The following is a 26,987-nucleotide window of genomic DNA, read 5'->3' on the forward strand; positions in this document are numbered from 1 at the left end:
CCGGTTCCGGATCGTCACGGCCCGATGCCGGACAACCCCTGATACATGCCCGGCGCCGGAGCGCTGATGCCACCCGGCGGGCGGCGGCACGACAACGGCCCCGGCACGGGCGGTACCGTGCCGGGGCCGTCATGGTCGTCGTGGTCGTCGTGGCGGAGGGGTCAGATCCGGACCCGGTTGGCCGGAGCCACACCGGCGGCGATCCGGCCGGCTTCGATCCAGCCCGGGGCGTCGCCGCCATGGTTGAGCCAGACCCTCATCGCGCCGTCGTCCGCCAGGACGAGGTAGTCGTCCCTGCCGTCGCCGTCGAAGTCGGCGAACCGCACGTTGTCGCGGGGGGCGACGCCCGCGGCGATCTGCCCGAGTTCCCGCCAACCACCGTGCCCGTCACCGCCGTTGTTGATCCACGCCTTGACCGAGCCATCGTCCTCCACGACCAGGTAGTCGGCGCGTCGGTCGCCGTTGACATCGGCGAAGCGCACCTTCCCACTCGGGGCGACGCCGGCGGCGACCCGGCCGATGGCCTCCCAGCCTCCGTACCCGTCACCACCCTTGTTCAGCCAGACGCTCACCGAGCCGTCGTCCTCCAGGACGAGGTAGTCGGCCTTCCCGTCACCGTCGAAGTCGGCGAGTCGTACCTTCGCGGCCGGGGCGACACCTGCGGCCACCGTGCCGCCGCTGCGGAAGCCTCCCTTCCCGGTACCCGCCCAGCACATGACCCGGCCGTCCGGCATCACCTCCAGGTGGTCGGCCTTGCCGTCGCCGTCGAAGTCCGTGAAGTACGAGGTGGAGTCCGGGAGTTCATCGGGGCCTCGGTCGCAGGAGGACTCCTTCGGGACCGGCTCCTCCCAGCCGCCGCGCCCGTCACCGCCCCGGTTGAACAGCATGCACTGGTCGAGAACCCCACCGCCCTTGCTGGCGAGGTAGTCGACCTTCTTGTCCCCGTCGATGTCGCCCAGCCACACGTACTTGCTCGGCAGACCGACACCGGTGGCGACCTGGCCGAGTTCGGTCCAGCCGCGCTCGCCGGTGTCGCCTCCGTTGTTGAGCCACGCGTCCAGCGAACCGTTGTCGCCGACCACGACGTAGTCGGCCCGCTTGTCGCCGTCGACGTCCGCGAAGCGGACCTTGCCGCCCGGCGCGACGCCCGCGGCGACCTTTCCGAGAGCGCTCCAGCCGCCTCCGCCGGGCATGTCGGTGCCCTTGTTCAGCCAGACGTTCACCGAGCCGTCGTCGCCGACCACCAGGTAGTCGGCCTTGCCGTCGCCGTCGAAGTCGGCGAAGCGGACCTTGTCCCCGGTGGCCACTCCGGCCGCGATCCGCCCGACGCCGTTCCAGCCGCCCCGGCCGTCGGTGTTGAGCCAGGCGGAGACGGAACCGTCGTCCTCGACCACGAGGTAGTCGGCCTTCCCGTCGCCGTTGACGTCCGCGAAGCGGACCTTGCCGCCGGGGGCGACGCCGGCCGCCACCGTGCCGATGGCCTGCCAGCCGCCTCCGGCGGGCGTGCCGGTGGTCCCGCCCGATCCGCCGGACGGGTCCATGCCCCCGCCTCCACCGGGCGTGCCCGTACCCGTGGTCCCGCCGGAGCCGGTCGACGGGTCCATCCCTCCGCCGCCGCCAGGGGCACCGGTGCCTCCGGGCATGTCGGTCCCCCGGTTGAGCCAGGCCTGCACCGAGCCGTCGTCGTTCAGGACGAGGTAGTCGGCCTTGCCGTCGCCGTCGAGGTCGGCGAAGCGGACCTTGCCGCCCGGCGCGACCCCGGCGGCGATCCTTCCGACGCTCTGCCAGCCTCCGCCGCCCTTGGCGTCGGTGCCCCGGTTCAGCCATGCCTCGACCGAGCCGTCGTCGCCGACCACCAGGTAGTCGGCCTTGCCGTCACCGTCGATGTCCACCGGGCCGTCGCCCAGGACGCCCCCGCTGTACGGGGCGGGCTTGACCGCGACGTTCTCGGTGATCCAGCCGTCGGCGGCCGCGGCGGCGACACCCTCGTAGAAGGCGTCGGCGATCTTCGTGTAGCCGCTCGGGGTCGGGTGCAGGCCGTCGCCGCCCCTCATGTCGCCCGCGGTGACGGCGCCCATGTCCGCGAAGCGCACCTTCATGCCCTTGCCCCGCCAGGTGTCCACCAGCGGCGGCAGGAGCTTGTTGTAGGCGTCGAACAGGGGCTGGAAGCGCACCCACGGCGTGGCGGGGTCGGTCGGGGGAACCGAGCCGAGCACCACCGTCGCGTCCGGCGCCATGGCGTGGATCTTCCCCAGCAGGGTGTCCATCCGGTCGCGCGCGTCCTGGGGTGTGGTCGGGGCGCCGCGGTTGAGGTCGTTGGTGCCCGCCATCAACGTGATCACGTTCGGCTTCGCCGCCGGCAGCCAGGTGTCGAGGTCCCCCTCGCGGTAGCCCGCGTTGTCCGTCAACTCGTCGATCCGCCAGCCCGAGTGGCCCTCGTGATCGCCGTCGAAGCCTCCGTCACCGTGCTTGAGGGAGCCGACGAAGTCCAGGCTGCCGGTGTGGTCCTTCAGCGCCTGCCACAGCTCCTTGCGGTAGCCCAGGCTGTCGTTGGCGCTGCCCACGCCCTGGGTGATCGAGTCGCCCAGCGGCATCACCGTCAGCTTCGGCACGTCCCACGGGTCCCTGCTCTCCAGACCGGTGTGCCGGACGGTCACCGCACCCGGTGCCGCCCCGGCCCGTCCGTCACAGGCGAACGCGCCGTACTGCGGGTGCGCGTCGTGCTGCCGCACCGTCTGGCTCAGGCACTCCGAGAGGGCCTGCTGCCCGAAGGCGTTCGGGTGGACGAACTCCTGCGCCTCGCCCTGCTTGCGGGTGCTCGGGACGCCGGGCAGGTGGTCGACCCAGCGCACCCACTCGGCGGCGTCGGCGGCCAGCGGGGACCGCGGGGAGTTCTCCACCCCGGCCGTCCTGGCGTCCTTGGAGTTCAGCTCGTGCCCCGCGAAGGCGGACCGCGGGTCGAGAAAGACGGCCTTCTTCGCGACCGCGGCCTTCTTGAGGGCGTCGGAGATCGCCGGGGTGACGGTGCGGTTGGTCCAGGCGGCGTCCTCGTCATAGAAGGGGAAGCCCGCCTTGGTGTACCGGTCGTAGGTGTCGCCGGTCTCGCGCATGCCCAGGGGCTGCGGGAACGGGCTCGGATAGGACTGGACGACCAGGGTGTAGTCGCCGTCCTCGTACCCCGCGTCCCGCATGGCGGCGCGGATGTCGTCGACCATGCCCTCGACACTGCCCTGAAGACCCGCCAACTTGCTCTTCAGCGGACCGTCCTCACCGTCGTGGCAGGCGCCCTGGCCGAGCATGAACCGCCGGGCGCAACGCGTCAGGATCCCGGAGAAGTCGAGGTCGTTCCCGCCGACGGACAGCGCGATCACCTTGACGTCCTGCTGCTTCGCCAGCTCACGCAGCTGCTGGACCTGCGGCGCCTCGCCCTTGAATCCCTCGCCGCGGACGTGCTTCGTCTCGGCACCGGAGCAGGCGATGTTGAAGCGGTTCCCCGGCGGGACGCCGTAGAGGTCGGCGCCCTTGATCTCGGCCGTGTCCGAGCGGTCGCACCCGTTGCCGCCCTGGTAGGAGGTGTCACCGTAGACCTTCGTCAGGTCGTAGCGGCAGGCCTCCGCCCCGGCGACGTCCTCGCTGCAGTCCGTCGCGGCGCGGTCGGTACCGAGGCTGGATCCGGAGCCCGTGGCGTCCCCGTTTCCGGCCCAGCGTCCGCCCTCACCGGAGATGTAGCTGTCGCCCATGGACACGATGGCGGCGGAATCGTCCGAGCACACCGAGCCCGCGCGGACGGACAGCTGGGATGCGACCTTGCATGGGCGCTTCATGGCCAGCATCCGTCGCAGGAAGTCGGTGTTCATCACCAATTGCTTCCCGTTCGGACCCATCACTCTGTAGGTGGCGCCGGCATCGATCGCCTTCCCCATCTTGCCCCACTCGAGGATCAGGTCCTTGTAGTCGCGTACGGGGAAGGGCCCCTTCCCGGATGGATCGGCGAGGGCGTCCAGCACGCCTTTCTCGACCACCCTGTTCCTGGCCGACTCAGCCACTGCCACGACGAGGACGCCCAGCGGTCCCCGCAGAGTGCCGTATGGTTCCTTGCCACCCGCCGGTTTCGCGAAGGCAAGCGCCTGCACGGCTCTCTCGATGTCGGACTCCGCGACGGTGTAGTCCGGATCTTCGAGCTTCCTCAGGTCCTGGTACCTGCCCTCATAGCCGAGGTCGACCCGTTGGGAACCGGTTCCAGGGCCGTCCGTCTCGATGGCGCCGCCGTCCTTGCGGAGATAGAAGTACCGGCTGTCGATGTGGAATCCGATGACGTAGGAGTTGGCTTCCCTCACGATCAGCTGGACGCCTCCCACGCCCTCGGGCCCGAGAGGAGTGATGTCGAGCAGTGCGATGCCGGTGCCCGTCAGCTCGACGTTCCTGACCTCCGTGGTCGTCCCGCCGACCGTGACCGTGTAGTCGTGGGGCGTTCCGTGCAGCCCCTGACGCAGATTCGATATGACCGTCGCGAGTCGATCCCTGTAGCCGGCTTCCGGCTCGGCTGCCGCACCGTGGGCGGGGCGGATGAGGGCGGCCAGAAGCAGCACGAGGGACAGCAGGAAGGAACCGGTCCGCAGGAGCGCCCGGGCGTGAGGGAGCGTCACACCCGCGGTCGCCGCGTCATCGGGCCGTCGGTCGCGCTGTCCGGCAACCTTCCGGGCGCGGGTGTTCTGTCTGATCGATGGACGTTGTGGATCCATGGGTCCGTTTCAGGTGTGGAGTGGCCCCGCCGTGGCAGGACTGCCGGTTGAGGCGATCCCGGCCGGGAGGAGGACGCTCATCGGCCGATCCCCCGATCGGTACGCCAGAGCATCAATGTGTACTGCAATACTAATCTGGACTCAAGTCCACTTGATGCATGGGCTCCGGGCCGACCGTCAGGCCATGAGGGCCGGCGATCGGCTCAACCTTCGTGCGGATCCGGCACCATGGCGCCAGGTCAGGCAGCCCGCGGGAGCGCCGAACACCCGGTCGATAATTGGGTGTCGCCGATCAGTCCGGGACTGGTAGCGTCCCGGACGTGGCAAAGCTGGACCAGATCATCGCCGTTGAAAAGGGCGTCAAGTCCAAGTCCTTCCAGGAGCTGACGCAGGCCCACCAGGACCTGCAGAAGCCCGCGCTGCTGGCCGGGATCTCCCGCGCCTACCAGCCCAAGGACGAGGAGGGCGAGCAGCTGCCGCCGGAGTCGACCCGGGTGCAGCTGAAGGCCGAGGACATCCTGCGGTCCACCGCGAACACCCTCACCCGGCTCTTCGACGTGACGGCCACCAAGGACTGGGCCAACATCGACGCCCGCGCCGATGTCGTGGTGGACGGCCAGGTGCTCCTCTCCCGGGTGCCGGTGCCGTACCTGCTCTTCCTGGAGAAGCAGCTCACCGACCTGTTCACCTTCGTGAAGAAGCTCCCGGTGCTGGACGCCTCCGAGTCCTGGAACCTCGACCCGTCCACCGACGCCTGGAAGACCGAGCCGGTGCGCACCATCCGGACGAAGAAGGTGCCGCGCAACCACGTCAAGGCCGAGGCCACCGAGAAGCACCCGGCCCAGGTCGAGGTCTACTACGAGGACGTCGCGGTCGGCTACTGGACCACGGTCAAGTTCTCCGGCGCGCTGCCGGCCCGCCGGGTGAACGAGCTCGCCGAGCGGGTGGAGAAGCTCCAGCAGGCCGTCAAGTTCGCCCGCGAGGAAGCCAACGCCGTCGAGGTCACCGACCAGCGGGTGGGTGACGCCGTCTTCGGCTACCTGTTCCGGTAGCCTCATGATCGCCCGCCCGGGGAGCCGGTCGGGTGCGCCGAGCGCGACAAGTCCCCTGCCTGGGAAGCCGGATGGGTGGGCCCGTGCGCGGTGCGAAAAGCTGACACTGACGTTGAAGCTGACCAGGGGTCACAGTGGAGGTTCGAGCCCTCCCCCCGGCACCACCGGCCGGGGTAGCCCAATCAGGCAGAGGCAGGCCCTGTCAATCTCAGACTCTCGCTCCAGTCTCAGCATTCGCCGCCGAACACCGGATCGACCGGGTGCGGACGAATATCGACGAATGCAGGTTCAAGTCCTGTCTGTGCCGCTCCGTGGCACGGTAGTTCAAAGGTAGAACGCGTCGATTTCAACCTGATCCGCGACCCTTAAACGTGCCGGTGTGCGCAATTGGGCGGCAAACAGGGGCCCGGGAGCAGGCTACGCTCCCGGGTCCTCTCGCGTTCCCGCGCGTTCCTTCGCGTTCCCCCGCGTTTTCTCACATTCCCGCCGCGCCCGCTCACCGCGCCGAGAGCAGGTCCAGGATGCGGCGGGCGGCACGTTCGCCGGTGGCCAGCGAGGAGTTGGTGGTGCTGTAGGCGAAGTGGTCCCCGGCGAGTTGGACGGGCGAGGCCGGGTCCAGGCCCGCGGTGAAGGCGGCGAGGTCCCGGTATCCGCCGGCCGGGCGGGCCAGGACCGCGTTCTCCCACCGCTGGACGACCGCCATCTCGCGGTGTTCGTCGATGTGGGCGGCCAGGTCCGGCAGCGCCTCACCCACGGCCTTGCGGGCGTCGGCGATCACCGTCTCGTCGTCGAGGTGCATCCGGGCGGTGTTCCAGTGGTGCCGGAAGACCAGGGTGACCAGGCCCCGGCCGACGGGCGCCCGGCCGGGGCCGAGGTTGTGCTCGTACAGCGCGACGCAGAGGTCCGGGTGCTCCCGGCACGGTACGGCGACGCCCAGTGCCGTCTCGGCGGGTGCCCGGCGCAGCCCGAAGGTGACGTGGACGTCGCTGGTGTACCGGACGCCGTCGAGGTACCGGCGCTGGTCCGCGTCGAGGGTGGTGACGATCCGGGCCGCGGCCGGGGCGGGTACGGCCACCACGCAGGCGCGGGCCCGTTCGGTCCGGACCTCGCCGTCCCGCTCCCACACCACCTCGACCCCGGTCCCTTCCGCCCGCACTTCCGTCACGTGGGCGCCCAGTTCGAGGCGGGTGCCCGGGGAGCGCATCACGGGGGTGGCGAGGAGGAGTTCGGGGAGGAGTCCGACACCACCGTCGAAGGTGAAGCTCGCGGCTCCGAAGGTGCCCCACATGATGCAGAAGGCGCCGACGGCGGCGACCTCCTCGGCGGGTACGAGGAACTGGGTGCTGCACAGGGGCTCGATCAGGTAGTCCAGGAGTTCCCGGTCGAGTCGGCGCAGGGCGTGCTCCCGGGCGTTCTCCCCGTCGATCCCGGCGGCGCCGGACAGGTCCTCCCAGCGCAGTCGGCGGCGGGCGGCCCCGAGGTCGCGCAGCAGGTTGACGGCCTTGAGCTTGGCGCGCCACCCGAGCAGTCCGGTGCTCAGGAGTCCCGAGGTCTTGACGAGGGAGAGGCGGTGCACGCGGCCGTCGCGCAGGACGCCGAGTTCGTCCGAGCACGGGAGCATGCGGGTCGCCAGCCCCGCGTCCTCCAGGAGCCGGATCATGGGGGCGTAGTTCCGGGACAGCCAGCTCGCGCCGCGATCGAGGCGGTACCGGACGTCTCCGACCGGAACCTCGCGGGAGGACATCCGGCCTCCGACGTGGTCCTCCTTTTCAAGCAGGGTGACGTCGCGGCCGGCCTGGCGCAGCCGGAAGGCGGCGGCCGTTCCGGCGATTCCGGATCCGACCACGATCACCCGGTTCTCGGTGGCGGTTTCGGCCATGTGACGCCTCCTCGGACATCCCGGTCACCCGGGTTTCTTTTGCTCGGGCTGGAATGCGGTGGAAATGCGTGGAGTTGGCCGTTCGATCTGCTGCCCGCCTCGCCGTATCCACGGCCCAGCGCCGCCCGCCACTGTCTCCCGCGCGCACAGCGAAGCATGAAATCCGGTGCGCCGCACTGAGCGCCCTGGCGTGTCGTCAAGAGGGAGACGCGAGAACGCTGGTCCAATCGGAAAACCGCCGGCCCGATCGCAGGGCGCCGGTCTGGTCAAAACCTGCTGGCCCAAATCGAAAGGCGTTGGTCATATCAAAAGGGAAAAGGAGGTATCGCATGCGGAAGGAAGCGCCGGAAGAACGTGAACTCCCGGCGTACGGCGAGGAGGTGTTCGCCTTCGCCCACCCCGCGCAGACGGACCGTCTCGACGCCCTGGCCGGTTCCTGCGACCCCGCGACCACGGGTGATCTGGCGCGCTGGGACCTGCCGGCCGACGCCCGTTGCCTGGAAATCGGGGCGGGGGCCGGGACCTTGGCCCTGTGGCTCGCCCGCCGCCACCCCGAGGGCGAGGTGACGGCCACCGACACCGACCTCCGTTTCCTGACGGGCCTGCGCCACCCGGCGCTGCGCGTGCTGCGGCACGACGTGCGCACCGACGGGTTCCCGCCCGGCACCTTCGACCTCGTCGTCGCCCGCAGCGTCCTGTGCCACCTGCCCGAGCGTGCCGCGCTGCCGGGGCGCATGGCGTCCTGGCTGAAGCCGGGCGGCCGCCTGTACATCGAGGACCCCTCGTTCTTCCCCGCCGCCTCCTCCCCCGACCCGGTCGTACGGCGTCTCGGGACCGCCGTCACCACCACCCTGGCCACGACCCTCGGCAGCGACGTGTCGGCCTGGGCCCGGTCGTTCCCCGCCCCACTGCGGGGCCTGGGGCTCGTGGAGGTGGGGATGCGGGTGCACTGTCCGACGCTGACCGCGACGAACGCGGCGGGACGGGCGTGGGCGCTGTCGATCGCCGATCTCCTGCCGGCGATGGCGCGCACCGGGGTCCTCGCGGAGGCGGACGGGGCCGAGGCCCTGACCCACCTGCGCCGCCCCGGGTTCGTCGACACGGCGCACGCCATGGTCGCGATGTGGGGCGTACGCCCGCCGGCACAACGGCCGGACCGGACGACACACCGACCGAAGCAGACGGCACAACAGCCGGACCAGGAGCCCGCGTGAGGACCGACGCGCTCAGGGAATCCGCGATCCGGGACGTCACGGCCCACCGCGGCGCCCACGCCGACGCGGCCGACGCCGAGGCTCTGCGCTGGGCCGAGGCCGCCGGCCTCTGCGACACCCCGGCGGAGCTGCGCAACCTCGCACGCATCCGCCCCGGGCTGCTGGCGGCGTGGTGCCATCCACGGGCCGACCGGCCGGACAGCGTGCTGGTGGCGATGTGGATGGCCTGGCTGTTCCTCCTCGACGACCGGATCGACGAGGGCGAACTGGGGCGTGACGCCGACCTCCTGGAGGGGTACCTGCGGGAGCCGCTCGGCATCGTCTCGTGCGGTTCCGAGCCCACCTCGCCCGTGGGACGGGCTCTGGCGGAGATCGTCGAGCGGGTCTCGGACGGCATGCCCGCCCCCTGGATCCTGCGGTTCCGCCGCCACGTGGCCGACTACCTGTCCGCCTGTGTCTGGCAGGCCGCCCACCGGCAGGCCGCCCAGGTCCCGCGCCTGGACGGGTTCCCCGCCTGGCGCCGGGCCTTCGGGGCGATCATGCCCTCGTTCGACCTGGTCGAGCGGACGGACGGCTGTGTCCTGCCCCCGTCCCTGTACTACTCCCGTCCGTTCCAGGATCTCCTCGTCGCGGCGGCGGACCTGGTGTGCTGGACCAACGACCTGATGACCGTGGACAAGGAGGCCGCCCAGGGCGACCCCCACAACCTGGTACTCGTCACCGCCCACCACGGCGGCACGGACCGGCACGCCGCCGCCCTCCTCGTGACGGACGCCTTCGAGGAACGCCTGCACGCCCACGCGCGGGCCCGCCGGGAACTGTCCGACCTCACCCGCGCGCTGGCCGTGCCGCCCGGCCCGCGGCGGCAGGCCGACCACTGCGCCGAGGCGCTCCTCGGCTGGGCCCGGGGCCACCTGGAGTGGGGCCTGGGCACGCCCCGGTACCGGTCCGGAACGATCACGACGGGAGAGGATCCCCATGCCGACACCCACTGACACCTCCACGGACGACGCCTCCGGTGACCCCACCGGCAGTCGTCCGCCCCGGGCCCCGGGCGCCCTCCCGCTCCTCGGGCACGCGCTCCGCCTGGCCAGGGCGCCGCTGGCCTTCCTGGACGCCCAGCGCCGGTACGGGGACGTGGTCGAGTTCCGCATCGGCCCGCGGCCCGCCTACCTCCTCAACCACCCCGACCTGGTGATGGCCCTGCTGACCGGGCCCGGAGGGCGGTTCGACCGCGGCGAGATCTTCACCAAGGCCCGCCCCCTGTTCGGCGCCGGCGTCGCCGTGGCCGACGGCGCCCACCACCGGGACCGTCGCCGCGTCGTCCAGCCCCTCCTGAGCGCCGCCCGTCTGCCCGGATACCTGGACACCATGGCCGAGTTGGCCACCGCCCGCGCCGCCTCCTGGCACCACGGCCAACGGCTCGACCTCAACGCCGAGATGGCGGGACTGACCATCGACGTGGTGGCCGCAACCCTCTTCGGCCGTCCGCTGCCCGCCGGCTTCGCCGCCGTCGTCCACCGGGCCCTGCCGGTCGTCGTCGCCGGGGTGGGCCGCAGGGCCTACGGGCCCGCCGCCGCGCTCCTCGACCGGCTGCCCGGCCGCGAGCGGGAGCGCTACCGCACCGCCCTGGACGACATCCACGGCGTCGTGGACGCCCTCATCGACGCGGATCCGCACAACGCCGGCCTGACCCGGCTGTCGGCCGGCGCCGACCGGCGGCAGCTCCACGACGACGTGACCTCCCTGCTGATCGGCGGCTCCCACACCAGCGGCGCGGCCGCCGCCTGGCTGTTCATCCTGCTCTCGCGCCACCCGGAACTGCGCCGCCGGGTCCGCGAGGAGGTCGGCCGGGTCGTCGGCGACCGCCCCGTCGACCCGGCCGACCTCCCTGCGCTCGTCCTCACCCACCGCGTCGTCCGGGAGACCCTCCGGCTCTACCCGCCGATCTGGCTGTTCCCCCGCCGCGCTACCGGCACCGTGGAACTGGGCGGCCACCGGTTCGCCCCCGGGGCCCAGATCTTCTACAGCCCGTACGCCCTGCACCGCGACCCCCGCTGGTACCGCGCCCCGGGCACCTTCGACCCCGACCGCTGGGACCCGCAACGGCAGCCCGCTCCCCCGCGCGGCGCCTACCTCCCCTTCGCCGCCGGCGTGCACGGCTGCCCCGGTGGCGACTTCGCGCTCGCGGAACTCGCCCTGCTGACGGCGGCGGTCTCGGCCACCTGGCAGCTGGACCCGGTCCCGGGCAGCCGCCCCCGGCCGGTCGCGGCGGCCACCCTCGGCCCCGCACCCCTCACCGTGACCGTGACCGCCCACCCCGGCCGCTGATGGGCGGCGGCCGCGCAGGCGGCGGCGCGCGGCTGATGTCGTCATCCATAGACCGTGTCGTATACGAGACCAGCGCGTGGGTGGCGCTGCTCAGCGCCTCGTCTCGTACCTGGTCAGGACCACGCCGCCGGGAAACGTCCGTGTCTCCACCAGGTTCAGGTTCACCCAGCTGTCCAGCGCGGTGAAGAACGGCGTGCCGCCGCCCACCAGGACGGGATAGGTGACGATCACGTACTCGTCGATCAGCCCGGCGCGCATGGCCGCCCCGGCGAGCGTCGCACCGCCGATGTCCATCGGGCCGCCGTCCTCGGCCTTGAGCCGGGCGATCTCGGCGATCGCGTCGCCGGTGACCAGGCGGGTGTTCCAGTCGACCTCGCTGATCGTCGAGGAGAACACCACCTTCGGCGTGTCCCGCCAGTTCCGGGCGAACTCGACCTCCGCCGGGGTGGCGTCGGGCTGCTGGTCGCCGGTCGGCCAGTAGGAGCTCATCGTCTCCCACAGCTTGCGCCCGTACAGCGACAGGCCACTTGCCCGCCCCTGGTCGAGCCACCACTGGAACAGCTCGGGGCTCGGCGGTCCGCTCCAGGCGATGTCGTCGCCGGCCGCGGCGATGTAGCCGTCCAGGGTCAGGTTCATGCCGTAGACCAGTTTCCGCATGGCCCAGCCTTCCGTCCGTGGGTGTCCGGCGTACGGACCAGCGCGGCTCGGGAATCTCATCGGTGCGCGATCCGGGCTCGCCGGCAGTCCTCGTGCTTCGAGCTCAGCCTGGTGTACTCGGCCGACACTGGCAAACCGCCTGATCCGACCTCACCCTCACGGGGGAATGCCACCGGTTCTGAGACCGGTCATGAGGGACAAGGCCGGTCGGAGGCTGCCCTGCCCTGTGCCGTGGATGCTCGAAAAGTCCCCGTTCGACCTGGGCTCGCCCAGAGCCGATCCACTTGAACGCCGGATTCGAACAGCTCCATCATCGGTTGCCTGCGACGTCCCCGGCACATACCCGAACTCGACTTCCGGGTATGCGTCTTGACGAGAGCGGTGCCGCAGCAGCAGTCCCCCGCGCCCGCCCGCGAGTCCGAGGAGTCCGCCAGGTGATTGACTTCCGGGTGCTGACCGAGCTGGCCTTCCGCGAGGGCGTCGAGCGGATCGGCGTCGGTGTGGTGGTCCGCGACGCCTCCGGCCGGATCCTGATGATCCGCCGGGCCGCGCACGACGTCCTGCCCGGCCTGTGGGAGTACCCGGGCGGCGGGCGGGAGGACGGCGAACCCGTGCCGGCCGGGGCGGCGCGGGAACTGGCCGAGGAGACCGGGCTCACCGGCCTGCCGCTGGAGTACGCGCGGCACCTGGACTTCAGCAGCCAACGGGGCCTGCGCGTGCGCCAGTTCGTCTTCACCGCCGTCGTGCCGGACGGCACCGCGGTCGTCCTCTCGCCCGACCATGACGGCCACCAGTGGGCCGACGCCGAGCGGCTGCCGCCGACCGGCGAAGGGCAGCGTACGGTGATCGAGTGGCTCACCGGCCGTCTGGCCGTACCCGGTTGGCGGCCGACCGGCGGCTACCTCACCACCGTCGCCCGACCCAGCGCCTACGGCTGCTTCCTGGTCACCGACCCGCGGGGCCGCGTCCTCGGGATGCGCTCCGCCGTCGACCCCGGCGTGTGGAACTTCCCCGGCGGCAACGTCGAGCACGGCGAGACCCCCTTCACCACCGCCCTGCGCGAGGCCCGGGAGGAGCTGGGCCTCGACCTCGCCGCGGAGAATCCCGAAGCCGTCGCCCGCAGGCGCCTGGTCGCCGTCATCCACGAACAGGCCGGCGCCGAGCAGCCCGTCCCCGCCTGCGGCTTCGTCTTCGACGGCGGCGTCCTGACCCGCGAGCAGCAGGCCCGGATCCGCCTCGATCCGGCCGAGCACACCGAGTGGCGGTTCGAGACGGCCCACGACTGGCACGCCCGTATGACCCCCGCCCGGTACCAGCGGCTCCGGCAGGTGCTGCGCGCCCACCGCTCCGGTGTCCCGCTCTACCTGGAGCGCCCCACGCCGACCGACGACGACTTCGAGGGCGTCCTGGTCTTCGTCACCGACCGCGCCGGTCGACTGCTGATGAACCTGCGCGAAGACAAGCCGGGCATGGCCTGGCCCGGCTACTGGACTCCGATCGGCGGCTGGCGGGAGGCCGACGAGAGCGCCCGGGAGACCGCGGTGCGCGAGGTCCGCGAGGAGGCCGGCCTCGAGATCACCGGCCTGCGGCCCCTCCCCGACCCGCACCACGACCACGGCCTCCCGCTCACCCGCGTCCTGCACGCCGTCTGGGAGGGCCCCGAAAGCGACCTGCGGCTCGGGGACGAGGGCCTGGCCGTCCGCATGGTCCCCCTCGACGAGGTGCTCGGCCTCAAGGTCCCGCCCTACCTGCACCACTACCTGCCCCTGCTCGCCGCCGCAGCCGACCAGTCCACCGGGAGCACCGCATGAACCGCACCGACCCCACCGGCCACACCGGCCACCTCGCGGACACGGCCGCCGGAGCACCGGGTACGGACCCGCTCGCGCTGGTCGTCGGGGTCCACCTCGTCCTGTTCGACGGCGGCACGGTGCTGCTCGGACGGCGCCGCAACACCAGCTACGCCAACGGGCTGTGGCACCTCCCGGCCGGGCACATGGAGCGGGGCGAGCCGGTCACCCGCGCCATGACGCGCGAGGCCGAGGAGGAACTCGGCATCACCATCGCCGAGGAGGACCTCGAACTCGTCCACACCCTGCACCACCTCGACACCGACCACAGCCGCCTCCAGCTGTTCTTCCGCCCGGCCCGCCACACCGGTCAGGTGCGCAACGCGGAGCCGCACAAGTGCGCGGAACTGCGCTGGTGGCCGCTCGACGGACTGCCTGCCGACACCGTGCCCTACACCGCGCACGCCCTCCGCCAGATCGCCCACGGCAACCGGCTCTCCGCCCACGGCTGGCCGGTGTGACGCCGGCACCACCGACCCCCCTCGCACCGACCAGCCGCGGAGGTCCGTCTCGCTTGACCTCCCGCGCGTCAGTCTGGCAGCCAGTGCAGTTCGTGTGCCAGGGCCTTGGCGGCGGCGCGGATGCGACGGTGCAGTGGCGACTGCTCGCGTGGGAGGACCAGGTGGAGCGTCAGGCCGGGCGCACCCCGCAGCGGTCGCCAGGTGAGACCGGCCGGTTGCACCGTGGCCGCGGCTTCTCCGGCCGGGGCGAGGGTGACCCCGTCCCGCAGGTCCCGCTGGGACAGGTCGAAAGCGACAGCGGGCGTGTGGAACCGGGGATGCGGTCGGGTGTCCCGGAACAGCGCGGACAGCTGATCGTGGACCACGGGGTTGGCCGCGCGGTCCGGGAGTCGCAGCGGGTACGCGGCCGCGTCGGCGATCTCGATCTCCTCGCGTTCGGCCAGCGGATGGTGCTGCGCCAGCTGGACCCCGATGCGCGAACGCCGTAGCAGGAACCGGCGCACGCCATCGCCCGGTTGTTCACCGCGGGTGATCCCGGCATCGATGCGGCCGTCGGCGACCGCCGGGGAGATCTCCGGTGTCGCCATCGGGACCGCGCCGACCTCGAGTCCGCTGTTGCCGCGAATCAGCCTGTCCACCAGGGCCGGTGCCGTCTCGGCCCCGGCGCTGAGGCTGTATCCGATGCGCAGCGTGCCCAGTGCACCGGCCGCCGCGCTCCGGGCGGTGTCCCACGCCCGGTCCAGCGCCGCCAGCGCGGGCGGAGCGGACTCCGCCAAAGCCGCACCGGCCGTGGTCAGTTCGACGCTGCGCGTGGTGCGGACCAGCAGGGCCGTCCCGAGTTCCGCCTCCAACCGGCGCATCCGGGCGCTGAGTGCGGGCTGTGCGATACCGATCCGTGCGGCCGCGCGGGTGAAGTTCAACTCCTGTGCCAGCACCAGGAAGTACCGCAGGCTCACCGTGTCCGGCGCCATGCGCCCTCCCCGCCGATTGATAACGATCCGTTCTGAGCCTAGTCCGTACCGGTCTTTCCCTCGACCGCCCGTCAAGCCCTAGCCTGCGCATACCGGGATCGATCGATCCGATTGTCGGTCCGACGTCGGACGTGCCCGGCCGAACACAGGAGGTTTCCATGGCCAAGGGCTACTGGGTTAGTGCCTACCCCGCCATTTCCGACCCCGCGACGCTGGCCGCCTACGCGGAGCTGGCCGGTCCGGCTGTCCGGGCCGGGGGCGGGCGCCTCCTGTCCCTTGACGGCCGGGTCGTCGCCCACGAGGCCGGAATCACGCAACGCGTCGTTCTGATCGAGTTCGACAGCTTCGAACTGGCCGTCGCGGCCTACGAGAGCGAGGCGTACCAGGAGGCGCTGGTGGCCCTCTCCGGCAGCGTCGAGCGCGACTTCCGCATCATCGAAGGCATCGACTGACCGGCGGGCCCGGCCGTCGCCGAGCATCGGGGGTTCTCGCAGTACCTGTATCACCAGGGTCTCCCAGACGTCCGAAACGCCTGCCAACCTGGTTGAGTCGAACGCGCCGACAACACTCCATGGACACGCACCGCGGCTCTACCTCCATCAGGTCGATTCAGCTGCCCCGTATCCGCGACCATGTCGGCGCGTTCGTCCACGACAGAAGGGGACGGAGACCAATGGCGGACAAGCAATTCACCACCCACACAGGGCTTTTCGATCTGAGTGGGAAGTACGCCCTCGTCACTGGCGGCACCAGTGGCATCGGGATGATGATGGCGCGCGGCCTTCTCCAGGCGGGCGCCCGCGTCGTCATCAGCTCGCGCGACGCGGACAGGTGCGCGGAGGCACAGCGTCTACTGTCCGAATTCGGCGACGTTCAGGCAATCCCCGCCGACCTGTCCAGGCACGACGAGTGTCAGCGCCTCGCCGATCTTGTCAAGGGCGACCCGGAACGCCTGGACATCCTCGTCAACAACGCGGGAGCGATGTGGCGCGAGCCGCTGGCGACGTTCCCGGACGAGGCCTGGGACGCGGTGATCGACCTCAACCTCAAGTCGCCGTTCTGGCTGGTGCAGGCGCTGCTCCCCGCACTTCGCAGGGCGGGCACCGCCGATGATCCCGCGCGGATCATCAACATCGGCAGTATCGCCGCCATCCACGTCGCCGAGTCGCCCAACTACTCGTACGCCAGCAGCAAGGCGGCACTCCATCAACTCACCAGAGTGCTTGCCAGGGAGCTGGGCCCCCAGCACGTCACGGTGAACGCGGTAGCACCGGGAGTGTTCCCGTCGCGGATGACGGCGTCCGCACTCGATGCCATCGGCGACACGATCGCGGCGGCGGCCCCTCTGCGCCGAATCGGCCGCGACGACGACATGGCGGGTATCGCCGTGTTCCTCGCCGGCCGGGCCGGCTCCTACCTCACGGGCGCCGTGATCCCGGTGGACGGCGGCATCGCGACGACCGCATCGGGTACCCCCTAGACTGCGGAACGGACTTACGGTGAGGAGATGGCCACGATGGATCCACGCACCGAGATCCGGGAGTTCCTCAGCTCGCGTCGCGCCCGCATCGCACCCGCGCAGGCGGGCCTGCCCGCTTACGGCGGCAACCGTCGGGTCAAAGGTCTGCGCCGCGAAGAGGTGGCGCTACTGGCGGGGGTGTCGGTCGACTACTACGTGCGCATGGAGCGCGGCAGCCTCGCCGGTGCCTCCGATGGCGTGCTGGACGCGCTGGCCTCCGCCCTGCGACTCGACGAGGCCGAGCGCCACCACCTGTTCCACCTCGCACGCCAGTCCAGGGCGCCCGGCGCCCCACCCCGGCGTAGGCCCGCCGTGACGGTGCGCTCGACGCTGCAGCAGGTGCTCGACGCGATCTCCGACGCACCGGCCTGGGTCAGTACCGGCCGTTATGACGTGCTCGCCACGAACAACCTCGCTCGCGCGCTGTTCTCACCGGTGCTGGCCGACCCGCGACGGCCCGCGAACACGGCGAGGTTCGTCTATCTGAACCCCGAGGCGGCCAGGGACTTCTTCGTCGACTACGACCAGATCGCCGGTGACGTGGCCGCGAAGCTACGCATGGAAGCCGGCCGCGATCCGCACGACGAGGAGCTGATCGCCCTGGTCGGCGAACTGTCGACGCGCAGTGAGCTGTTTCGGCAGCGGTGGGCATCCCAGGACGTGCGACTGCACCGGTCCGGCCGCAAGCGGGTTCGCCATCCGATCGTGGGCCGGCTCGACCTGGACGTCGAGTCCCTGGAACTGCCCGCCGAACCCGGCCTGCTTCTCAACGTCTACACGGCACCCGCGGGCACACCGACCGCTGACAATCTGGCGCTCCTGGCCTCGTGGGCGGCCACCCACCAGGCGCCGGCGACCGAGCGCGAAGCGGATGACGGACAGTCCAACCGTTGAAGGTGGCGCCGTGGCGGCGCGATGATGCTTGACGCCGTGTCGGTGGCTCGGACAGGGCCGGCACTGGCATGGATGTTCCTCGAGCCCCGACCACCGTCCGCTCACCCACCCCGGAGGCAGCACCGTGGAGAGCCTTCTCCAGGCCGTGGCCGTGATCGCCCACGACCGCGACCGGAACCTGGTCGCGACCCTGCACTACGCCGCGAACAGCTGGATCACGGCGTCGGCGTGGACGATCCCCGGCGGCAAGGTCGAGGTCGGTGAGCGCCTCGACGAGGCCGCCGCGCGCGAGCTGCGGGAGGAGACCGGGCTGCTCGTAGAGCCGGAGGACCTGCGGCTCGTGCACACCGTCCAGGTCCGCACGGGCTGGGACGGCGAGCACCCGTTCCTGCTGTCGGTGTTCCTCGCCACCGCGTGGCGCGGCGAGCTGACGAACACCGAGCCGGACAAGCACCTCGACGCGGTCTGGTCCCCGGCCGACGGGCTCCCGCTGCCGATGTTCCCGACCGCCCACGCCGCCCTCACCCACCACCTCTCCGGCGGGAGGGGCTTCTCCACCTACGGCTGGGACGACGAAGGCTTCGACCCACGGGCCCTGATCGGCGCGTGACGGCGGCGGGCCGCCGCCGCCCGGGCCGCCCTCTTCCGGGGGTACCGCGGCGGCGCGCCACACCCCTCGGGCGACCGGTCGGCGGCGGACTGCCGGCGGGTCAGTGCAGCCAGGGCTGGTAGTTCGGGTTGTCCACGCAGCCGGACTCGACCAGGGAGGCGGTGGCCCGGTCGACCGGGCAGGCCCGGCTGATGAAGTGCCGGTCCACGCCGCCGGGGAACGCGACCTCCACCTGGTCGGCGTACTGGTGCTGGTCGCCGATGGTCGCGTTGACGTCGATGCCGCCGGGGGCGTCGATGAAGTAGTCCCAGGGCACCTTCTTCCACTTCTTGTACAGCTCGGGGTCGTAGGTGGTGCTGACGAACGGCGAGGGCTGGTTCTGCAGGACGTAACTGGTGATGTCGTACTGGCCGTTGACGGTGTCCTTCGGCGCGAAGCCCTGCTCGAAGATGACCGACGGGTCGCGGCCGTCCGAGCGGAAGAGCGGGTGGCAGTCCTTGCGCCAGTGCGGCGTGGGGGTGATGCGGGGTACGTCCACCCGGCGGTCCACGGCGGCGTACAGCGGGTCCGGGCCCTCCGGGATGCTCTCGAAGGTGCTGGCGGGGAGGGTGACGGCGGGCCGGTCGGCGCAGTCGTCGGCACGCAGTTCGGCCTCGTCGGCGAAGTCGATGCGCCGGCCGTCCAGGACGATGGCGACGGCCTCGGTGCCGAGTTCACGGACGATGACGCCGTCGCACTGGGGGCCGCTCCAGAGCGCCTCCCCGCTGGGGTCGAGACAGCTGAACGGGGCGGCGTCGGCCTGGGCCGCGGGGGCGGCGGCGGCCAGGCTCTCGGGGGTGAGCACGACGGCGCAGGCGAGGGCGACCGCGCCGGCGGCCGTGCGGATTCGAATGTTGATCACGGCCGTTACCCTGGCCGCCCGCTGCCCCGGGGGTACCGCAACTCACCCGATCGAGGGCGTGTCAGCGGCTTTGGTGGACGCCTTCAGGCGTCCCGGTCCGCGTGGATCGGGCGGGCGCGCTCCACGGCGGACCCGCCTCCCCACCGTCAGCCGACGACGACCGGCTCACCGGTCAACTCGACACCGGACCGGCCGAGTTCGGCGACGGCCCGGGCGGTGGTGTCGGCGGCGACGCCCGCGGTGTAGTCGAGCAGGACCCGGACGGCGAAGTCGGCCCGTACACCGTCGAGCGCGGTGGCCTTCACGCAGTGGTCGGTGGCGATGCCGACCACGTCCACCTCGGTGACGTTCCGTGCGCGCAGCCAGTCCGCGAGGGCGGTCCCGTCCGAGGTGAAGCCCTCGAAACCGCTCTTGGAGGCGGAGTGCGCGCCCTTGTAGAAGACCTCGTCCACGATCGTCTCGGCCGTGGGCGCGAAGTCGGGGTGGAACTCGCCTCCTTCGGTGCCGACGACGCAGTGCACGGGGAAGGAGTCCTTGAAGTCCGGGTGGTCGGAGAAGTGGCCGCCCGGGTCGAGGTGGTGGTCGCGGGTGGCGACGACGTGCGTGTACTCACGGCCGGCGGTGCGTTCGACGAGCTCGGCGATGGCGCGGGCCCGCCCGGCACCGCCTCCGACCGGAACGGCTCCGCCCTCGCAGAAGTCCTTCTGCACATCGACGACGATCAGTGCACGCCCCACGGCACAGGCCTTTCTCACGGGAGTCTCGGTCCCCCACCCGTGCCCTGCCGGACGGCGGCCCGCGCCTCCCGTGCGCGATGTTCACCCGGGCCGCGCAACCTCGGAGGGGCGGCTCCGCTCACCCGGACGGGAACCAGACCGGCTGTGGACCGGGCCGCCGGGGGCGACTTCGGGGATTCCGGGCGGATCGGCGCATTCATGGCCATCATCAATCAGAACTGGTCAACAGTGGTTCACTACGGGGCAGTTCCGACCTTTCGGTCATGGCCGCCGACCGCGCTCCGTACTGTTGTGAAGTGAGCGCGCCCCGGTCGCCTTCCGACCCGGTTTGATCGCTGACTGTTACTATCCGGTGACAATTCGCCCATGATCGATGGGCGGCCCAGGACGTCCCCACAGATGGCAGAGCCCGAATCGCGGCATCCACGCCTTCGGGCGAGCAACCACCTCCCCCGGAAAGGGGTACCCGTGATCGTCTCCAAGCGGAACCGCCTGCGCCTGACCGCCGTGGCCACCCTCAGCACCCTCGCCCTCGGCCTGGCGGGCACCGCCCTGGCGGCCGGCCCCACCGCCACCGACCCCGCGCCCACCGGGCCGTCCGTCACCGCGCCGTCCGTCACGCCCCAGCCCGCCACCCCGCAGGCGGCCACGCAGGCCACCATCACCGCCAAGCCGTCGGTCACCACGGTCCAGGCGTGGGAACTGTTCCGGGTCACCGGCACGACCACCGGGCTCAAGGCGGGAACCACGGTGACCCTGCAGCAGAAGCAGAACGGCGCGTGGGTCACCCTGCCCGCCTCGGTGCCGACGACCAGCAGCGGCGCCTACTCGCTCGGTGTGAAGCTCGGCATCACGGGCCTGAACGAGCTGCGCATCGTCAGCGGGGACGCCGCCTCCCCGGTGTTCACCGTCACCGTGCGCTGACACCGGTCACGGCCCTCTTCTCCGCGACTCGCGGCCCGGGGCGGGCGGCACACCAGGAGCCACCCGCCCCGGGCCGAACACGAACTGCGCCTGGCCCTCGGCCTGTTCGACGCACTCGGTACACCCATCCAGAGGACCTGCGACAGCGCGGCATCGACGCCTGTCGGTCGAGGGGCGCCCCACCCCGTACGGCCCGGGCATCCCCCGGTGCCGGGCCGTACGAGCACGCCAGGACCCGCACGGCACCGATCCGGCTACCCGGCCTCAGGGCCGGGCCACCTCGGCACGCCGTGCGGGTCCGCGTCGGGGAGTGCGGGTCAGCGCACCGTGACGGTGAACACGGGCGAGGCGGTGCTGCCGCTGACGATGCGCAGCTCGTTCAGGCCCTTGATGCCGAGCTTCACGCCGAGCGAGTAGGAACCCTTGCTGTTGGTGTGGACGGAGGCGGGCAGGGTGACCCACGCGCCGTGCTGCTTCTGCTGCAGGGTCACCGTGCTTCCGGTCTTGAGGCCGGTGGTCGTGCCGGTGACCCGGAAGAGCTGCCACGCCTGGACGGAGGAGACCGACGGCTTGGCGGTGATGCCGGCCTGCGCGGCGGCCGACTGGGCGGCGGACACGGGCTGGACGGCCGGGGTGGCCGCCATGGCGGTGCCCGCCAGCCCGACGGTGAGCGCGCTGAGGGTGGCCACGGCGGCCAGGCGCAGGGAGTTCCGCTTGGAGACGATCACGGGTGCACTCCTTTCACAGGAGGGTTCGGCCCGAGGCCCGATCGATGCGATCGACGTGACTCGGGCTCTGTCACCTATAGGGACGCCCCGCTGGGCACTTCGGTTGTGGACGGAACGTCACTTCCTTGTAACAGCAGGCGAGTTCGCCATCAGGGTCAGGGCGGACAGGCCGGGCCGGATCACATGAGCTTCCGGCTGCCTGTCTCCTTGTTCAGAGCACCCACGTTGATCGGCTGGAGGATGACGGTGATCGCGCCGGCCGAGAAGTGCTGCACCGGGCCGCCGGTGTTCCGCCCGTGGAAACTGTGCGGCAGCGCCTGCCCGTTGGTCGGGTCCGTGCCCGCCGTATACATGTCGACGATGCCCTCGTACCCCTGCCGGGCCTTGGCGTCGTTGCCGTCCGCGGCCTGCTCCACGGTGATCCGGTCGTCGCCGTCCTCGGCGACGACCGCCGCCACGTGGTAGGGCCACCCGCTGGTGTTGTCCGGGTGCTCGAAGTCCTCGTCCCAGGCGGTCTCCACGATGGCGAACGCCTGGCCGGGGCCCGGCCGTTCCTCGCCGTTCGCGTTCGGGCCGCCGGGCCGGGCGTTCGCGTAGGCCGCGGCGCCCTGCGCGTTCTCCGCGTCGCCCAGTCCGAACTGGTGGCCGCCCAGGGCGAATTCGCTGGCGTCCTGCCCGAGGGCCAGCCGCTGCCGGTGCATGATCTCCTCGGCGGTGTGGGCACAGTCCGCGAGGAAGGACGTCTTCGGCTCGTACTCCGCGTACGTGCGTCCCGCGATCTGCCCGCTCTGCCCGGTGGCCTTGCAGTACCGGGGCGCCGGGGCGCCCTCCGCGACCCAGATGACGGTGGTGTCCGCCCCGGGATCGGCGGTCAGGAGGTAGAGGCCGTTCTGCGAGACCCGTGCGGGCCCCAACTCCTCGGTGGTGACCTGGGCGTAGCGCTGGACGGCCGTCGCGCCGGCGGCGCGCGCCGTACCCCGGGCCGTGGTGTCCGCCCTCCGCTGGACGGGGGCTTCTTCGAGGCCGTGGTCGCTCTGCTCGGGCATCCGGCTCATCACCCGGACCGCGTTGGCCTCGGCCTCGCGCTCGAAGCGGTCCCCGGGGTCGGAGACGCTCAGCCCGGACCCGTTGTCCGTACCGGCCACCGGACCCTGGCGCTGCTGGATGACGTGCGTCAACTCATGGGCGAGGGTGTGCTTGTCAGCGCCGCCGTCACCGATGACGACATGGCTGCCGGAGGTGTAGGCACGGGCGCCCACCTCGGCGGCGGAGTCGCGGGCCGCGGAGCCGGTGTGCAGACGGACGTCGGAGAAGTCGGCGCCGAAGCGGGATTCCATGTCCCGGCGCAGCGGTTCGTCCAGCGGCCTGCCCGGCGTGCGCAGCACGTCGTGCACGGCGGAGCGCTGCACCGGCTCCTCCACGGGCGGCTGGTGGCCGCAGCCCGCGCCGTGCCGGTGCCCGTGCCCGCTCCGCTGGAGCATCCGGACGACGGCCGCGTTGCCGACGGTGCGCTGCAGTCCGAGGAGCTCGTCGGGCGCCTGGCTGCCCGGGGCCTCCCCGGACCGTGTGGCCGCGCTCCTGGGGGTGCGCTGCGGCTGCTTCTCGTCCTTCGTCGGCTCGTGCGCGTGCATGGAACTCCGCTCGTCGGGACGGCAGTTTCGTGGTGTTCCCCCTACATACCCGGTGCGGCGGTCGCGGGTAAGGGGCGCGAGGGCACGATGCACTGCCCGTACGGGCAACACGTCCGTCCCGACGAGCACCGACGGCCGAGCCCGACCCGGGCGAACCGTCAGCCGCGCGGCGGCAGCCGTCGGGTGATCCGGCCGAACAGGTCCTCCAGCGGCTCGCCGAGGTCCCGGCCGAACTCGGTCAGCCCGTAGGTGACCTGGGGCGGCGTCGTCGGCTCGACCTTCCGCCAGACCAGGCCGTCCTGGACCAGCGCGCGCAGGGTCTGGGCGAGCATCTTCTCGCTGATGCCCTGGATGCTCTCGCGCAGCTCGTAGAACCTGAGGTCGTTGGCCCGCAGGGAGATCAGCACCCAGATGCCCCACCTGCTGGTCACGTGGTCGACCATGTCGCGCGCGGGGCAGTCGGTGTGAAACACCTCATACCGCCGCCCGGTTTCGGCCTGCTTGTCCTGCGCACCTACCTCCATGTCCTGAGCTTACGTCAAGGTACGTCCTTACCAAGGGTTAGCCGCCGCTCCTAGCGTGAGGGCCACAGAGTCCGTCGGGCAAAAGGAGCTGACCATGATCGTGGTGACCGGGGCTACCGGGAATGTGGGCCGACCGCTGACGCGGGCGCTGGCGAAGACGGGCCTGCCGGTGACGGCGGTGTCGCGACACGCGGCGCCCGTGCCGGACGGTGTCCGCCACGTGGCGGCCGACCTGGCCGATCCGGCCGGCCTCGCACCGGCGCTGGCCGGGGCGGAGGCGCTGTTCCTGCTGCTGTCCGGCGACCTGCACGCCGCCGGAGCCGGCCCGGCCGACATCATCGGCCGGGCCGAGGCCGGCGGGGTCCGCCGGATCGTCCTGCTCTCCTCGCAGGGCGTGGCGACCAGGCCCTTCGGCCCGACGCGGATCGCGATGCGCGCGGTGGAGGACGCGCTGCGGGACTCCGGCCTGGACTGGACCATCCTGCGGCCGGGCGGCTTCGCCTCCAACGCCCTGTGGTGGGCCGAGTCCGTCCGCGCGCACCGGGTCGTCGCCGCCCCCTTCGGCGACGTCGGTGTGCCGATCGTCGACCCGGCGGACATCGCCGAGGTCGCGGCGGCCTGCCTGGTGGACGACCGGCACACCGGCGCCGTATACGAGCTGACCGGTCCGGAGGTGATCACCCCGCGCCGGCAGGCGGAGGCCGTCGCCGCCGCGCTGGGCACGCCGGTGCGGTTCCACGACCTCACCCGCGACGAGGCCGGGGCCGCCATGGCCCGGAGCATGCCGGTGGAGCTCGCCGAGGACACCCTGGACATCCTCGGCTCCCCGAACCCCGCCGAGCTGCGCGTCAGCCCGGACGTGCGGCGGGTCCTCGGCACCGCCCCGCGCACCTTCGCCGACTGGGCCGCCCGGCACGCCGCCGCGTTCCGCTGAACCCGGTCGGCACCGCCGGAGCGTCCAGGGCCTGTCGGTCCACTACCGGCACCGGATGCGGGAGTTCACGACGCGTCCTCCTCCGGCACAGCGCACCGGACCGCGGCACCTCCACGCTGGGTGGGAAGGCCGGTGCGCTCGTTCTGCAGGTCCCACAGTTCCCTGAACCGGCCGCCCTCCTCGGCCACCAACTCCGCGAACGTGCCCTCCTGGAGCACCTTCCCGTCCTCCAGGACGACGATCCGGTCGGCGACGGCCACGTTGGTGAGCCGGTGGGTGACCAGGACGACCGCCCGCTCCCGCGCGACCGCCCGCAGGTTCTGGAAGATCCTGTGCTCGGCGCGCGGGTCGAGGGCGGCGGTCGGCTCGTCCAGGACGAGCAGCCCGGCCTCGCGGTGGAACGCCCGGGCGATGGCCAGGCGCTGCCACTGTCCGCCGGACAGTTCCTCGCCGCCCATCCACTCCACCGCGAGCAGGGTGGACAGGCCCCGGCGGAGCCGGGCGACGACGTCGGCGGCCCCGGAGGCGTCGGCGGCGCGCAGCACCGCCGCGTCGCCCTCGGCGGTGGGCTGGCCCAGGGTGATGTTCTCGCGGCAGGTCAGCGGCCAGCGGGCGTAGTCCTGGGGGACGACGGCGACCTGGCGCCACAGGGCGTGCGGGTCGAGGTCGCGGGTGTCGGCCGCGTCCCACCGCACCGCTCCGGCGTCGGGCAGGTAGAGCCCTGCCAGGAGCTTGGAGAGGGTGGTCTTGCCGGAGCCGTTCTCCCCCACCAGGGCCAGGATCTCGCCGCGTTCGACGTGCAGGTTCACCCCGTCCAGCGCCTTGCGGTCGGAGGCGGGGTAGGCGTAGTCGAGGTTCTCCACCGCGATCCGGCGCGGGGCCTCGGGCGTCCCGGTGCCGCGCTTGGGCCGGTGGCCGCCGGCGGTGTCGAGGAAGCTCGACCAGTCGTCCAGGTACATGCCGGTGCGGAAGAGGTCCGCGCCGTAGCCGACGATGCCGCGCAGGCTGGTGCTGACAGCGGTCAGGGCGAACACCGCCGCTCCGCCGCGCGGCAGGCTCATCCGGCCGGTGCTGACCAGCCACAGCATCGCCGCCCACACCACCGCGGTGCCGAGGCCGGAGGCGGCGGCCCCGATCACCGACACCCGGGCGCTCTGCATCGCCGCGCGGCGCGAGGTGGCGTCCAGCCGCCGGCCGACCTGGTCGTACTTGACGAGCAGGAACTCGCCCATGGTGTCGGAGCGGACCTGGTCGGCGTTGCGTTTGAGGTGGATGTACCAGCGCAGGTTCGCCATGATCCGGCGGTCGCCGACGGCCGCCCGGTTCGCCAGGAACTGCACCCGGGCGGCGTGCACCGACGCGATGCCCTGGGGCAGCGCCGCCAGCACCAGCAGCGGCAGGAGGGCGGGGTGGAGCACGGTCAGCACGCCGGCCGCGCCGAGGAGCGAGGCGAGGGAGGCGAGCAGGTTCTGCGCCTCTCCGACGATGTCCACGCAGACCTCGGCGCCGCGGTCGGCGGCCTCCAGTTCGTCGTTGTAGCCGGCGTGGTCGTAGGCGGTCAGTTCGGCCGCCACGGTGGCGCGCAGCACCGCGGCCTCCGCCTCCCGGGAGATGCGGGGCGACAGGTGGATGGTGATGGTCCGGATCGTGATGCCCAGCAGGGAGCGGGCGCCGGCCGCCGCCGCGATGACCAGGATCGACGGCGCCGCGCGGGTGAGCTTGTCGCCGACCTGCCCCGGGCCGAACAGGGCCGAGATGGTGCCGGTGGTCGCGAACAGGCCGGCCGCGCCGAGCACCGCGGAGACGGCCTGGCAGGTCAGGAGCAGCGCGACGGAGGTGCGGTCGATGCGCCAGCCGAGGCGGAAGGCGCGGACGACGAGCGCGGGCAGGCGGCGGGCCATCGCGCTGACGCTGATCGCCTCGATCGCCGCGATGCGGCGTCCGTCGGCGAGCCACTGCAGTTCCTCGTCGGCGGCCTCGGCCGCCGCCGTCGTGGTGCTCAAGCGTTCGCCTCCTCGCGCGGAGCGGGGGCCAGCGGCAGGCGGGCCACCAGGGCCCCGGGGACGGGTGGGACGTGGATCGACGGGGCGGGGGAACAGGCCACAGATCCTCCAGGAGCGGAGCGGTGCGCGAACGTGCGGACTCACCGGCCCCGGCCGACAGGAAAGCTCAAGTAGCCTTTCCTCAGGCTGAGTTGACCGGTTCGACGGAGTCGTTACGGGCGGCTGGGCGTCCGATGATGGTGCTGTTCGAGCGCGGCGTTCAAGTGGATTCGCCTCCGGGCGAGCCCGGGTCGAACGGGGACTTTTCGAGCACGTTCCGGGCATGGTTCAGCGCATATGCCAAGCGGACGGGCGGCGCACGGCCGTCGCCGGATTCACCCGTTCGGCTGGTCTGCTGCCCGAGGGGCTGCCGCGCTGCCAGGCTC

At 72.0% G+C, this 26,987-nt stretch carries 22 protein-coding genes; 12 read left to right on the forward strand and 10 right to left on the reverse strand.

Annotated features, from left to right (window positions below; genetic code table 11):
• Nucleotides 1-161: 161 nt before the first annotated feature.
• Nucleotides 162-4,646 carry an FG-GAP-like repeat-containing protein gene (locus ACWDD9_RS06310; RefSeq protein ID WP_449810937.1) on the reverse strand — a complete coding sequence of 1,495 codons (4,485 nt, stop codon included), beginning with the start codon at nucleotides 4,644-4,646 and terminating at the stop codon, nucleotides 162-164.
• Nucleotides 4,647-5,062: 416 nt separating this feature from the next.
• Between ACWDD9_RS06310 and ACWDD9_RS06315 the strand changes: the two genes are divergently transcribed.
• Nucleotides 5,063-5,794 (forward strand): DUF7873 family protein, encoded by a 732-nt coding sequence (locus ACWDD9_RS06315; RefSeq protein ID WP_449810938.1) that lies wholly within the window; start codon nucleotides 5,063-5,065, stop codon nucleotides 5,792-5,794.
• Between the two features lie 496 nt (nucleotides 5,795-6,290).
• On the opposite strand, the gene ACWDD9_RS06320 is transcribed toward ACWDD9_RS06315, so the two are convergent.
• Nucleotides 6,291-7,673, reverse strand: coding sequence for a protoporphyrinogen/coproporphyrinogen oxidase (locus tag ACWDD9_RS06320; RefSeq protein ID WP_449810939.1), 1,383 nt, complete (start codon nucleotides 7,671-7,673; stop codon nucleotides 6,291-6,293).
• A gap of 329 nt (nucleotides 7,674-8,002) precedes the next feature.
• On the opposite strand from ACWDD9_RS06320, the gene ACWDD9_RS06325 reads away from it, so the two are divergent.
• Genes ACWDD9_RS06325 through ACWDD9_RS06335 form a run of 3 tightly spaced genes read left to right on the forward strand, consistent with a single transcriptional unit; the run spans nucleotide 8,003 to nucleotide 11,218 of the window.
• Nucleotides 8,003-8,887, forward strand: coding sequence for a class I SAM-dependent methyltransferase (locus ACWDD9_RS06325; protein WP_387970557.1), 885 nt, complete (start codon nucleotides 8,003-8,005; stop codon nucleotides 8,885-8,887).
• The gene (locus ACWDD9_RS06330; protein WP_387970555.1) at nucleotides 8,884-9,882 is read left to right on the forward strand and encodes a (-)-delta-cadinene synthase; all 999 of its coding nucleotides are present in this window, start codon (nucleotides 8,884-8,886) and stop codon (nucleotides 9,880-9,882) included. Before ACWDD9_RS06325 ends, ACWDD9_RS06330 begins: the two co-directional genes overlap by 4 nt.
• Nucleotides 9,866-11,218 carry a cytochrome P450 gene (locus ACWDD9_RS06335; RefSeq protein WP_049649134.1) on the forward strand — a complete coding sequence of 451 codons (1,353 nt, stop codon included), beginning with the start codon at nucleotides 9,866-9,868 and terminating at the stop codon, nucleotides 11,216-11,218. The genes ACWDD9_RS06330 and ACWDD9_RS06335 overlap by 17 nt, the downstream gene beginning before the upstream one ends.
• Nucleotides 11,219-11,308: 90 nt before the next feature.
• Here ACWDD9_RS06335 and ACWDD9_RS06340 read toward each other — a convergent pair whose 3' ends face one another.
• Nucleotides 11,309-11,875 (reverse strand): dihydrofolate reductase family protein, encoded by a 567-nt coding sequence (locus ACWDD9_RS06340; RefSeq protein ID WP_117485808.1) that lies wholly within the window; start codon nucleotides 11,873-11,875, stop codon nucleotides 11,309-11,311.
• 434 nt (nucleotides 11,876-12,309) lie between these two features.
• Between ACWDD9_RS06340 and ACWDD9_RS06345 the strand changes: the two genes are divergently transcribed.
• Together ACWDD9_RS06345 and ACWDD9_RS06350 are read left to right on the forward strand one after the other, a co-directional pair.
• The gene (locus ACWDD9_RS06345; RefSeq protein ID WP_449810940.1) at nucleotides 12,310-13,686 is read left to right on the forward strand and encodes an NUDIX domain-containing protein; all 1,377 of its coding nucleotides are present in this window, start codon (nucleotides 12,310-12,312) and stop codon (nucleotides 13,684-13,686) included.
• A complete protein-coding gene (locus ACWDD9_RS06350) occupies nucleotides 13,683-14,186 on the forward strand; it encodes an NUDIX hydrolase (protein WP_449810941.1) in 504 nt (167 codons plus the stop codon). Before ACWDD9_RS06345 ends, ACWDD9_RS06350 begins: the two co-directional genes overlap by 4 nt.
• A 68-nt stretch (nucleotides 14,187-14,254) precedes the next feature.
• On the opposite strand, the gene ACWDD9_RS06355 is transcribed toward ACWDD9_RS06350, so the two are convergent.
• On the reverse strand, nucleotides 14,255-15,157 hold the full coding sequence (locus tag ACWDD9_RS06355) for a LysR substrate-binding domain-containing protein (protein WP_449810942.1): 903 nt from the start codon (nucleotides 15,155-15,157) through the stop codon (nucleotides 14,255-14,257).
• Nucleotides 15,158-15,315: 158 nt separating this feature from the next.
• Between ACWDD9_RS06355 and ACWDD9_RS06360 the strand changes: the two genes are divergently transcribed.
• From ACWDD9_RS06360 to ACWDD9_RS06375, 4 genes are all read left to right on the forward strand, one after another.
• Nucleotides 15,316-15,609 (forward strand): DUF1330 domain-containing protein, encoded by a 294-nt coding sequence (locus tag ACWDD9_RS06360; RefSeq protein ID WP_449810943.1) that lies wholly within the window; start codon nucleotides 15,316-15,318, stop codon nucleotides 15,607-15,609.
• Between the two features lie 221 nt (nucleotides 15,610-15,830).
• Nucleotides 15,831-16,637 (forward strand): SDR family oxidoreductase, encoded by an 807-nt coding sequence (locus ACWDD9_RS06365; RefSeq protein ID WP_449810944.1) that lies wholly within the window; start codon nucleotides 15,831-15,833, stop codon nucleotides 16,635-16,637.
• A gap of 36 nt (nucleotides 16,638-16,673) precedes the next feature.
• The gene (locus ACWDD9_RS06370) at nucleotides 16,674-17,570 is read left to right on the forward strand and encodes a helix-turn-helix transcriptional regulator (RefSeq protein WP_387970789.1); all 897 of its coding nucleotides are present in this window, start codon (nucleotides 16,674-16,676) and stop codon (nucleotides 17,568-17,570) included.
• A 124-nt stretch (nucleotides 17,571-17,694) separates the two neighbouring features.
• Complete coding sequence (locus ACWDD9_RS06375; RefSeq protein ID WP_449810945.1) at nucleotides 17,695-18,180, forward strand: NUDIX domain-containing protein; 486 nt, start codon at nucleotides 17,695-17,697, stop codon at nucleotides 18,178-18,180.
• A 100-nt stretch (nucleotides 18,181-18,280) separates the two neighbouring features.
• Here ACWDD9_RS06375 and ACWDD9_RS06380 read toward each other — a convergent pair whose 3' ends face one another.
• The gene (locus tag ACWDD9_RS06380) at nucleotides 18,281-18,850 is read right to left on the reverse strand and encodes an ADP-ribosyltransferase (protein ID WP_449811063.1); all 570 of its coding nucleotides are present in this window, start codon (nucleotides 18,848-18,850) and stop codon (nucleotides 18,281-18,283) included.
• A 377-nt stretch (nucleotides 18,851-19,227) separates the two neighbouring features.
• Complete coding sequence (locus tag ACWDD9_RS06385) at nucleotides 19,228-19,818, reverse strand: isochorismatase family protein (protein ID WP_049649126.1); 591 nt, start codon at nucleotides 19,816-19,818, stop codon at nucleotides 19,228-19,230.
• A 468-nt stretch (nucleotides 19,819-20,286) separates the two neighbouring features.
• On the opposite strand from ACWDD9_RS06385, the gene ACWDD9_RS06390 reads away from it, so the two are divergent.
• The gene (locus ACWDD9_RS06390) at nucleotides 20,287-20,742 is read left to right on the forward strand and encodes a hypothetical protein (protein ID WP_449810946.1); all 456 of its coding nucleotides are present in this window, start codon (nucleotides 20,287-20,289) and stop codon (nucleotides 20,740-20,742) included.
• Nucleotides 20,743-21,059: 317 nt separating this feature from the next.
• Here ACWDD9_RS06390 and ACWDD9_RS06395 read toward each other — a convergent pair whose 3' ends face one another.
• From ACWDD9_RS06395 to ACWDD9_RS06405, 3 genes are all read right to left on the reverse strand, one after another.
• Nucleotides 21,060-21,470, reverse strand: coding sequence for a hypothetical protein (locus ACWDD9_RS06395; protein ID WP_387970514.1), 411 nt, complete (start codon nucleotides 21,468-21,470; stop codon nucleotides 21,060-21,062).
• Between the two features lie 179 nt (nucleotides 21,471-21,649).
• Nucleotides 21,650-23,101 (reverse strand): eCIS core domain-containing protein, encoded by a 1,452-nt coding sequence (locus ACWDD9_RS06400; protein WP_449810947.1) that lies wholly within the window; start codon nucleotides 23,099-23,101, stop codon nucleotides 21,650-21,652.
• 158 nt (nucleotides 23,102-23,259) lie between these two features.
• On the reverse strand, nucleotides 23,260-23,625 hold the full coding sequence (locus tag ACWDD9_RS06405; protein ID WP_049649118.1) for a winged helix-turn-helix transcriptional regulator: 366 nt from the start codon (nucleotides 23,623-23,625) through the stop codon (nucleotides 23,260-23,262).
• Between the two features lie 94 nt (nucleotides 23,626-23,719).
• Here ACWDD9_RS06405 and ACWDD9_RS06410 point away from each other — a divergent pair, with 94 nt between their 5' ends.
• Complete coding sequence (locus tag ACWDD9_RS06410) at nucleotides 23,720-24,559, forward strand: SDR family oxidoreductase (RefSeq protein ID WP_387970506.1); 840 nt, start codon at nucleotides 23,720-23,722, stop codon at nucleotides 24,557-24,559.
• Between the two features lie 65 nt (nucleotides 24,560-24,624).
• On the opposite strand, the gene ACWDD9_RS06415 is transcribed toward ACWDD9_RS06410, so the two are convergent.
• Complete coding sequence (locus ACWDD9_RS06415) at nucleotides 24,625-26,562, reverse strand: ABC transporter ATP-binding protein (protein WP_449810948.1); 1,938 nt, start codon at nucleotides 26,560-26,562, stop codon at nucleotides 24,625-24,627.
• Between the last annotated feature and the right edge of the window lie 425 nt (nucleotides 26,563-26,987).

This window comes from Kitasatospora sp. NPDC001119 (assembly GCF_053598475.1).